The 9,549-nt window shown below is 62.0% G+C and carries 9 protein-coding genes; all 9 read left to right on the forward strand.

Features of this window, described 5'->3' with window-relative positions:
* Nucleotides 1-9 precede the first annotated feature (9 nt).
* A complete protein-coding gene (locus tag EU555_RS13305; RefSeq protein ID WP_245524287.1) occupies nucleotides 10-741 on the forward strand; it encodes an ABC transporter permease in 732 nt (243 codons plus the stop codon).
* Nucleotides 738-2,024: an LLM class flavin-dependent oxidoreductase gene (locus EU555_RS13310; RefSeq protein ID WP_135415103.1), complete on the forward strand. Its 1,287-nt coding sequence runs from the start codon at nucleotides 738-740 to the stop codon at nucleotides 2,022-2,024. The genes EU555_RS13305 and EU555_RS13310 overlap by 4 nt, the downstream gene beginning before the upstream one ends.
* A gap of 569 nt (nucleotides 2,025-2,593) precedes the next feature.
* On the forward strand, nucleotides 2,594-3,145 hold the full coding sequence (locus EU555_RS13315; RefSeq protein ID WP_135415104.1) for a hypothetical protein: 552 nt from the start codon (nucleotides 2,594-2,596) through the stop codon (nucleotides 3,143-3,145).
* A 16-nt stretch (nucleotides 3,146-3,161) separates the two neighbouring features.
* Nucleotides 3,162-4,235: an NAD-dependent epimerase/dehydratase family protein gene (locus EU555_RS13320; protein ID WP_135415105.1), complete on the forward strand. Its 1,074-nt coding sequence runs from the start codon at nucleotides 3,162-3,164 to the stop codon at nucleotides 4,233-4,235.
* Between the two features lie 76 nt (nucleotides 4,236-4,311).
* Nucleotides 4,312-6,300: a glycosyltransferase gene (locus EU555_RS13325; protein ID WP_135415106.1), complete on the forward strand. Its 1,989-nt coding sequence runs from the start codon at nucleotides 4,312-4,314 to the stop codon at nucleotides 6,298-6,300.
* Nucleotides 6,297-6,536, forward strand: a complete 240-nt coding sequence (locus tag EU555_RS13330) for a hypothetical protein (protein ID WP_135415107.1) — start codon at nucleotides 6,297-6,299, stop codon at nucleotides 6,534-6,536. The genes EU555_RS13325 and EU555_RS13330 overlap by 4 nt, the downstream gene beginning before the upstream one ends.
* A complete protein-coding gene (locus EU555_RS13335; RefSeq protein ID WP_135415108.1) occupies nucleotides 6,533-7,675 on the forward strand; it encodes a glycosyltransferase family 2 protein in 1,143 nt (380 codons plus the stop codon). The genes EU555_RS13330 and EU555_RS13335 overlap by 4 nt, the downstream gene beginning before the upstream one ends.
* Before the next feature lie 161 nt (nucleotides 7,676-7,836).
* Nucleotides 7,837-9,339 carry a phosphomannomutase/phosphoglucomutase gene (locus EU555_RS13340; protein ID WP_135415109.1) on the forward strand — a complete coding sequence of 501 codons (1,503 nt, stop codon included), beginning with the start codon at nucleotides 7,837-7,839 and terminating at the stop codon, nucleotides 9,337-9,339.
* Nucleotides 9,340-9,385: 46 nt separating this feature from the next.
* The coding region (locus EU555_RS13345; protein WP_245524291.1) for a sugar phosphate nucleotidyltransferase at nucleotides 9,386-9,549 on the forward strand (164 nt) is incomplete at its 3' end.

Below are 9,549 nucleotides of genomic sequence, written 5' to 3' on the forward strand. Positions count from 1 at the left end.
TCCCTCGCCGTGCAGCGCGGCGTCCTCGGGGCGCTCGTGCTGATCGGGCTGTGGGAAGGCGTCGCCCGCGGCTTCGCCCTGCCGGCCTACGTCCTGCCGGCGATGAGCGACGTGCTCCTCGGCGTGTGGGGCAAGCGCGCCATGCTGACCGAGGCCGCCGCCTACACCCTGGCCGAGGCGCTCCTCGGCTACGCCCTCGGGGCGCTCGTCGGCATCGGGCTCGCCGTCGCGCTGATCCTGCTGCCGCGCGCCCGCGGCGTCGTGGTCACGGCGGTGACGGCGGTCAATTCGGTGCCGGTCGTCGCCTACTCGCCCCTGATCCTGCTCTGGTTCGGCATCGGCCTCGCCTCGAAGGTGGTGATGGTGGCGCTCGCCGTCAGCTTCACGCTCTTCCTCTCGACCCTTGCCGGCCTCGACCGGGTCGACCGCCGCAGCATCGACCTGATGCGCAGCTTCGGCGCCGGGCGCCTCGCCCTCCTGTGGCGCCTGCGCCTGCCCACCGCGCTGCCGCTGATCCTCGCGGGCCTACGGGTCTCGACGGTGCGCAGCATCATCGTGGCGATCGTCACCGAGATGCTCGGCGCCTATGGCGGCCTCGGCTGGGTGATCTACCAGGCGGTGCTGCAGATCGACTTCGTGCAGGTGTGGTCGGCGATCGTCGTCGCCTCGGCGGCGAGCCTCCTGTTCTTCGGCCTCGTCGGCCTCGCGGAGCGCCGGCTGCTGTTCTGGAGGGCGTCATGACCCGGCAGATGCATCTCGGGCTGTTCCTCCTCGGCACCGGCAGCCACGTCGCCGGATGGCGCATGCCCGGCGCCGTCGACAGCTTCCAGGATTTCCCCGCCATCGCCGAGATCGCCCGCACCGCCGAGCGCGGCTGCTTCGATCTGATCTTCATCGGCGACAACCTCTACGCCGATCCGGCCGCGCACCCCTCCTACACCCTGCGCCTCGAGCCCCTGACGCTGCTCGCGGCGCTGGCTCCGCTCACCCGCCACATCGGGCTCGGCGCCACGGTCTCGACCACCTACAGCGATCCCTTCACGGTCGCCCGCGCCTTCGCCTCCCTCGACCACATCAGCGGCGGTCGCGCCGCCTGGAACGCCGTCACCACCGCGAGCCCGGCGACGGCGGCGAATTTCGGCACGGTCCACCCGGACCACGCCCGGCGCTACGAGCGGGCCGGCGAGTTCCTCGACGTGGTGGCCGGCCTGTGGGACGGCTGGGCCGACGACGCGGTGGTCGCCGACCGGGGAAGCGGCCTCTACATCGACCCGGCCAAGGTCCGCGCCCTCGACCATGACGGCCCGTTCTTCACGGTCAAGGGCCCGCTCAATATCGGCCGCAGCCCGCAAGGCCGGCCGGTGGTGCTGCAGGCCGGCGGCTCGGAGGCCGGGCAGGACCTCGCCGCCCGCACCGCCGACGTGGTCTTCTCGGTGGTGCAGGACCTCGACGAGGCCCGCGCCGCCTATGCGGGCCTGAAGGAGCGGCTTCCGGCCCACCGCCGGCGCCCGCAGGACGTCAGCGTGCTGCCCGGGGTGATGCCGGTGGTCGGCCGCACCGAGCGGGAGGCGTTCGACAAGCTGGCCGTGCTCCAGGGCTTCGTCGGCGACAGGAACGCGCTGGCGCTGCTCTCCGACCGGCTCGGGCAGGACATGTCGGCTTACGACCTCGACGGGCCGGTCCCGGACATCGCCCTCCCGGACAGCTACCACAGCTTCGCCCGGGTCATGCTGGCGAAGGCCCGCCGCGACGGCATGACCCTGCGCGACCTCTACAACCTGACCGCCGCGGCCCGTGGCCACTGGGTCCTGTGCGGCTCGGCCGAGACCGTCGCCGACACGCTCCAGCACTGGTTCGAGACCGGCGCCGCCGACGGCTTCAACGTGATGCCGCCCTACTTCCACGAGGGCTTCACCGACTTCGTCGACCTCGTGGTGCCGCTGCTGCAGGAGCGCGGGCTGTTTCGCCGGGACTATTCCGGTACGATGCTGCGCGATCACCTCGGCCTCGCCCGGGCGCGGTGAGGCAGCCTCGGGGCCGATCGTCGGGCGCGTGGGCGCCCCTTCCGCCTGCCGGACGCCCTCCGCTTCACCCGATCCGATCCGGCGCGGGATCCCGCTTCCGTACGGGAGAGGGGAGACGCGCCTCATCGTCGATCGGATCGCTCGATCATGGGGCCATTGGGCACCCGACCGGTGCGTTCCGGCCTTCCGTGGCGGGCCGCGCATCCGGGGCGACCGCCAGGGGAACCGGCCTGCCGCGTGACGGCGCCGCCGCGCATGGCCGGGAGGAGCGTGACCCACACCGCCTGATGCGTGCGACGTGAGCAGGCGCGAGGACCGGGACGATCCCGGATCCGACCGTTGAGGGATCCGAGCCACCCCGGCGACCACCGGATTGACGTTGTGACCGGCACAAGAACCGTGCCTCGACGCCCCCGCGGCGAGCCGGGCCGGAACGGTGTCGGACGGCCGAAATCGACCGGAAATTGATGGCCTCCGTGCACGATATTCGGACAGCCGCGACGGACCTCACTGTATTGTAAGCAGGTGCTCGATGCGATATGGGGAGCCTCCTAGGATTGGGGAGTGTCATGGACGAGACGGACATCACTGAAAGCATACTAGAGAAAACATTGAAAACTCTGGACGCATCAAACGCCCGCGCGATCGCCCTTGGTCGCCGCTATTTTGCGTTGCGCCAAGAGGTAATACAGCTTCAAGCAGAAATCGCCGCAACCCGTGAACAACATGAACTCCTCAAGCGGCGGCCGCCAAGTATAATTTCCTATGTCGAGGCGGTCTGTAATGTAGGTTATTCGAGCGAAGATCAAGTAAAAATCAAGAGAGGTTCGGGAATTTCTATCGACGGCTGGGCATTTCTGGCAGATAAAGAAAAAAGCATAAAAAACATAAGCATCAAGGCGCGATCGAAGGGCGTCGAAGTTTTTGGCAATACGTCGACGCACGGCCGGGATGACGTTGCCAGCTACCACAAAAGACCAGACATCGGCCGGTGCGGTTTCCATAGCGAAATAGCTCCGAACGACGGCTTTGGCGACAATGTCGATCTCTATGTCGAGATCACCGCGCACGACGACAGAATATATAAAAAAGTGCTATGTTCTGTCGGCATCCGTGATTAAGTAAGGAGAGAGTTCGATGGAGACCGTCGATCTGATAACCGGTGGAGCAGGCTTCATTGGGTGCGAGCTGATCAAGGATCGGTCTTGGCAAAACCGCCGAGTGATTGCCGTCGATTCATTGCTTGAGCAGGTACACCCGAACGGCGCCAAGCCGGCGGCGTTTTCGGACAGTGCCGAGCTTGTCGTTGCGGATGTGAGGAACGGTCCATTCTGGAAGGAGTTTTTTTCGAAATACAAGCCAGGCAATCTGATTCATTTCGCGGCAGAGACCGGGACCGGCCAGTCCCTGACCGAGTCGGCTCGACATGCGAGCGTCAACGTCACCGGCACCGCCGAGATGCTGGACGCCCTGACGGCGGCCGGTCACAAGCCTGATCACATTCTTCTTGCGTCCAGTCGTGCGGTCTACGGCGAAGGGGCATGGCGCGCGTCGGACGGAAGTGTATTCTATCCCAATAGACGTGACCATCAGCAGCTGGCGAATTCGCAATGGTCTTTCAAGGACGCGCACGGGAAGGATGCCAAGCCCATTCCGCATTGCGCCCAGCAAATGCACCCATCGCCTTCAAGTGTGTACGGCGCAACAAAGCTCGCCCAAGAGCATATTATTTCCGCCTGGGCTAGCGCGAAAGATGTGCCGGTATCCATTCTTCGATTCCAGAACGTCTATGGGCCTGGTCAGTCGCCCTTCAATTCATATACGGGCATTATAACGTTATTTCATAGACAGGCCCGGGCGGGCAAAGTGATCGACGTCTATGAGGATGGCGAGATCGGTCGGGATTTCGTGTATGTGACTGACGTCATCGCGGCGTGTTCCGCGGCGCTCATCAAGCCTCCGAAAGCTGTGAGAACACTGGATGTGGGTTTCGGGAAGGCGACGACCATCCTCGAAGCTGCGCGGGTGATCGCGGCAAGCCACGGCGCTCCCGAACCGCACATCTCCGGAAAGTTCCGGGATGGTGACGTGCGGTGGGCCGTCAGCGATCCCGCGCCTCTGCTCAACGACTTGAATGTTCATGCCAAAGTCGATTTTGCCGAGGGATCGAAGAGAGTATCGAACTGGCTGATCGACGAGGGATACATATGAGCTCTCCCAGGACGGATTGAGGGCCTGAGGTAAGGATAAAATATATTTCCGACCAGCATGACATGTAGGCATCAATATGTTCCCCGCACATGAATCAAATCAACATTCCGAAAAGCCAGGCGGTACCGATCCGGAAAAGGCAAGCCAGCCGCAAGTTTCGGTGTTGATCTGGGCCCATCGTCAACCCGATCGGTGGCTTGAAACATTTCAATCGGCCTGTGCCCTCGACAACGTCAAGACAGTCGATTTTGTCGTACATCCCGATGATTCGTCGCCGCTTAAAAAATTCGTCAACGATAAATCGAGCATTTCGAAAAGCACCTCACTCAGTGAATCATGCAAGAAGATCATCGATGAAGGCGCGGAGCAGGTTCTCGTCATCATATGGCCCGTTGTATTAACGAAAGATGCGCTGCGATATGCATCCGAGTGGTTATGGAATGATCCGAGAATCGGCACCGTTTCGTTCTTGTCAAATGCAGCAGGCTATTTGAGCTTCCCCTACCGGAACACGGAGCATCCGGTTGGGCCTAACGGGCAGAACGAAGTCACTCTCACGAAGTTGTTTCGTTCGAAGCTGAGCAATCCGAGTCCCGTACCGATTCCGGTTTGCGAAGGCGCGGCCGTACTCATCAGTCGCTCCGCGCTCGTCGTGTCGGGCGATTTGAGCCATGACTCGAGCCATCACCCCCAGTTTGTCCTCGCGGAATTCTCGCTTCGAGCCTCGAAGCGGGGCTTCAATAATTTTCTCGATACGACGACCTTCGTGAACCGGCCTTGGGACTTGATTGGCCACGAGCCGACAATCTTGTCAAACCCCGATGCCCGTCATGCTCTTTACATGAAGCATCATTTTTTCCCTGGATTGCATGATTACGAGCGAAATGTCCATAACAGCGTCCTGGGTGTCGCGCTCGACAACGCACGCATCAAGCAAAACGGGCTCCGCATCCTGGTCGACGCGTCTGAACTCGGTCCCCAGCAGATGGGGACGCAAGTTGTCACGTTGTCGATGAGCCTGGCGCTGGCGCAACACGAATCGGTTCAGAGCGTGATCGTGGCCGTGCCCGATCCACAAAATCTGCCGGTTTACGCCGAGGCCCTCCGCATGACGGAGAAAGTCTCGGTTATCGCCAGCGACAACTTGAACTTCTCGAATGCTCCCCATGTCGATATCATTCATCGACCGTACCAGCCGTCCCGCCAGATTCCCTGGGATCGGTGGCGGCAGATTTCGAAGCGCATCGTTATCACCATTCAAGATGTGATCGGATACAGGAACGGATCGTATTTCCGCAACTGGGAAGACTGGCATTCCTACAGGTGGACGTTTCGCGATCAGATCGAAAAAACCGATGGCATATTCTGCATCAGCCGTGACGTGACCGAGGCGGTTCGGCAGGAACGTCTGCCCATCGATTCGTCGCGCGTGTTCGTTGTTCCGAATGGCGTCGACCATCTCTCGACCAATTCGGTCACCGAGATACCGGGCGAGTTGATCGATCGGGGACTTGCATCCGCGCCTTTCATTTTGATTCTGGGCACGACTTACGCCCACAAGAATCGCGATCTCGGCGTTCGGGTCTGGCAAAAACTCGTCTCGAAGGGCCGCCGCATCTCGCTCGTCATGGCGGGCGCGAACGTCCCGTTCGGCACCAACCGTCTGGAAGAAGCCATCGCGGTGTCCGATCACCGGGATGTGGTCGTTCTGCCCGACGTCAAAGAGAAGGAGAGGAACTGGCTGCTGCAGCAGGCAAGCCTCGTCCTGTACCCGACCTCTGCTGAAGGGTTCGGGCTCGTTCCGTTCGAGGCGGCACAAATGAATTGCCCATGCTTGCATGTCTCGTTTGGTCCCCTGAAGGAGTTTCTGGGGAACAGCAATTTGCCCGGCAGCTATGATCTCGACGAGTTGGCGGCGGCAGCAGAACGTCTCTTGGATGATGGCGCCGCGCGACGGCAGAATATTGCGCGCGTCATGGCTACCAAGGACAAGCTGTCGTGGAAGGCTCATGCTGACACAGCCGTAGAGGCGTACCTGAGCATCATGGAGAACAATGCGAGATGAATGACCAAAGCCACAATCCAGTGATACGGGACGACATCCGTCAGCGGCAGGCCAGAATCGTAAGTGCCATAAATAGAATTTCATACGAGCAAGCAAAATCCGACACGAGCAACGCGAATGCGAGAATCGTGGGAATAACCCATGCCATCAGCGAAGTGTCCTCGCAGATACCGGCTCTGCGCCGTGAGCTGATGGAATTGCAGCAAACCCTCGCTGAGCTTAAGGAGTTCTCATGAAGCCCCGGGTCCTACACGCCATAACGATATATAATGGGCGGGATTTCGTTCCGAAGGCGATTGATAGTGCGTTGCGCATAGACCAATCCGAGGCCGACATCGACGTCCTGGTTCTGGACGATGCGAGTCCCGAGCCCGGATTCAGCGAGATGATCGAGGACTATTGCAGGCAGCGCGGTGCCTTGTATTATCGCACGCCGCGCAATCTCGGGATTCCGCGCAACGTGAATCTTGGATTGCTGACTGCGGTGCAAGAGGATTACGATTACGTCGTCATCAATAATTCGGATGTCATATTTCCCCGCAATCTCATCAATTCGATGATCGGGCTGTTCACGGATCCGACCGTCGGATCGGTCACGGCCTGGTCGAACAACGTCTCGATCTACTCGATTCCCAACGCCGATCCAGATCGGTACCTGAGCGCCCAGTCCACGGTCGATTTTATTTCAGACACTTTCCATGATGTATTCGGGGGCGAGGCGACCGACATACCGGCTGGAATTTCATTCTGCATCATGATACCTGCCGCCGTCATTCGCCAGGTTGGATTGATGGATCCGATATTTGGGCGAGGATACTGCGAAGAGACGGATTGGAGCCTGCGCAGTTTGAAGGCCGGCTATCGGATCTGCCTGGCGCCCGGCACCTTCGTCTACCACATGGGCCGGGGCTCGAATCTCGCGGCCGGGCTCGTCAGTGCACATCACACGACGGTTCCCGAGAACGAAGCCGTCATCGATGTGCGCCACCCGGATTTTCGAAAGCAGGTGCTGAAATTCGAGGAAATCGGCACGCATTTCAAGTTGAAGGAGCAGGCAATCATCCGGCTCGTCGGCGAGGCTGCAAAAGTCTACGGGTATATGATTCAGACCGGCTGGTCGACGGATGTTCCGGATGTCGACGATGATATGGTCAGAGTTCGCATATTGGATAACGATAAGCCATCGGTCGTCTATTCGTATCGTGGATTCGAGCATTCCGCCTATGTCACCGGAACCGATGTCACGGCGCAAATCGTCAGTCGGTTCGACGGTCTCAAGCCGCGCATCAACATGTATGATCCGAAGACGGATTCTGACAATGACGCCGGGACGAAATATTTTGAGTACGACGTAAATTTCTGGGTTGAAAAGTAAGAACCATGACGACCATCGGCGTGGTGTAGTAAGCGAATGCGATTAGAATGTAAAAGTTCTAATCGCCCTCGTTAGTCCATAGATTGAAAAACGAAGATTGTGGATTGACGCGTGGCTTTATAGCCTGAATCGCGCGTTATCCGCTCAGAGAGAGGCCGACCATGTTTCCCCAGCCGCACGCCGCGCTCACGCCGAACACCTTCGCGTTCGAGGCCCTGCCGCTCGTCGCCCCGACCGGCTTTCGCGAGTACGACGCCCGCTGGCTGTTTCCCAAGGACCTCAACCTGATGGGCGTCCAGGCGCTGGGCCTCGGCCTCGGCACCCTCGTCCACGAGCTCGGCGTGCGGCCCGACATCGTCACCGGCCACGACTTCCGCGCCTATTCCGCCGCGATCAAGCTGGCGCTGATCGCCGGCATGCAGGCCGCCGGCCTGCGCGTGCACGACATCGGCCTCTGCCTCTCGCCGATGGCCTATTTCGGCCAGTTCGCCCTCGACTGTCCCTGCGTCGCCATGGTCACGGCCTCCCACAACGACAACGGCTGGACTGGCGTCAAGATGGGCGCCGAGCGGCCCATGACCTTCGGCCCCGCCGAGATGGGGCGCCTCAAGGAGATCGTCCTCTCCGGCGCCTTCCAGTACCGCGACGGCGGCGCCTACCGCTTCGTGCCCGGCTTCGCCACCACCTACCTCGACGACCTCCTCTCCCGCGCCCGTCCCCTCACCCGCCGCCTCAAGGTCGTGGCCGCCTGCGGCAACGGCACGGCCGGCGCTTTCGCGCCCGGCCTGCTCGAGCGCCTCGGCTGCGAGGTGGTCCCGCTCGATGTCGAGGCCGACGCCACCTTCCCGCGCTACAATCCCAACCCCGAGGACATGGCGATGCTGCACGCCATCGCCGACACCGTGAAGGCGACCGGCGCCGATGTGGGCCTCGGCTTCGACGGCGACGGCGACCGCTGCGGCGTGGTCGACGAGCAGGGCCACGAGATCTTCGCCGACAAGGTCGGGGTGATGCTCGCCCGCGACCTCTCGCTCCAGCACCCGAACGCCCGCTTCGTCGTCGACGTGAAGTCGACCGGCCTGTTCGCCTCCGACCCGGAGCTGATGGCGCGGGGGGTCGAGACCGATTACTGGAAGACCGGCCACTCCTACATCAAGCGGCGCGTCAACGAGCTGAACGCGCTGGCCGGGTTCGAGAAGTCGGGCCACTTCTTCTTCAACGCGCCGGTGGGCCGCGGCTACGACGACGGGCTGCTGACCGCGATCGCCGTCATCGAGATGCTCGACCGCAATCCCGGCAAGAGCCTGTCTCAGCTCTACGCGGCGCTGCCCACCACCTTCGGCTCGCCGACGATGTCGCCGCACTGCGCCGACGAGGAGAAGTACGGCGTGGTCGAGCGGGTGACGGCGCGCTTCCGGGAGATGCACGAGCGCGGCGAGGCCCTGGGGGGGGCGGCGATCACCGGCCTCGTGACGGTGAACGGCGTGCGGGTGTCGACGCAGGACGGCACCTGGGGTCTGGTGCGGGCCTCGTCGAACAAGCCGGAGCTGGTGGTGGTGGTCGAGAGCCCGGTGTCGCGGGCGCGGCTCGAGGAGATGTTCCGGGCGGTCGACGGGGTCCTGCGCGAGAACCCGCAGGTCGGCGCCTACAACCAGACCATCTGAGCGGCCGGCGCCGCAGTGACCGTGATCTTCGAGATTGGGTAAGTTGATGTCCCACGTGGCAACCGGTCTGATCCATCCTGTGATATTGTGTGGCGGCTCGGGGACGCGGCTGTGGCCACTCTCTCGTGAAAGCTTCCCCAAGCAGTTCCTGCCGCTCGCCGAGCCCGAGCGCTCCTCGTTCCAGGCCACCGCCGCGCGGCTCGGCGATCC

It is taken from the genome of Methylobacterium nonmethylotrophicum (genome assembly GCF_004745635.1).
Lineage (GTDB): Bacteria > Pseudomonadota > Alphaproteobacteria > Rhizobiales > Beijerinckiaceae > Methylobacterium > Methylobacterium nonmethylotrophicum.

Coding starts and splice junctions, on each gene's coding strand:
- EU555_RS13310 (WP_135415103.1), top strand. CDS start 738: ATGACCCGGCAGATGCATCTCGGGCTGTTCCTCCTCGGCACCGGCAGC.
- EU555_RS13315 (WP_135415104.1), top strand. CDS start 2,594: ATGGACGAGACGGACATCACTGAAAGCATACTAGAGAAAACATTGAAA.
- EU555_RS13320 (WP_135415105.1), top strand. CDS start 3,162: ATGGAGACCGTCGATCTGATAACCGGTGGAGCAGGCTTCATTGGGTGC.
- EU555_RS13325 (WP_135415106.1), top strand. CDS start 4,312: ATGTTCCCCGCACATGAATCAAATCAACATTCCGAAAAGCCAGGCGGT.
- EU555_RS13330 (WP_135415107.1), top strand. CDS start 6,297: ATGAATGACCAAAGCCACAATCCAGTGATACGGGACGACATCCGTCAG.
- EU555_RS13335 (WP_135415108.1), top strand. CDS start 6,533: ATGAAGCCCCGGGTCCTACACGCCATAACGATATATAATGGGCGGGAT.
- EU555_RS13340 (WP_135415109.1), top strand. CDS start 7,837: ATGTTTCCCCAGCCGCACGCCGCGCTCACGCCGAACACCTTCGCGTTC.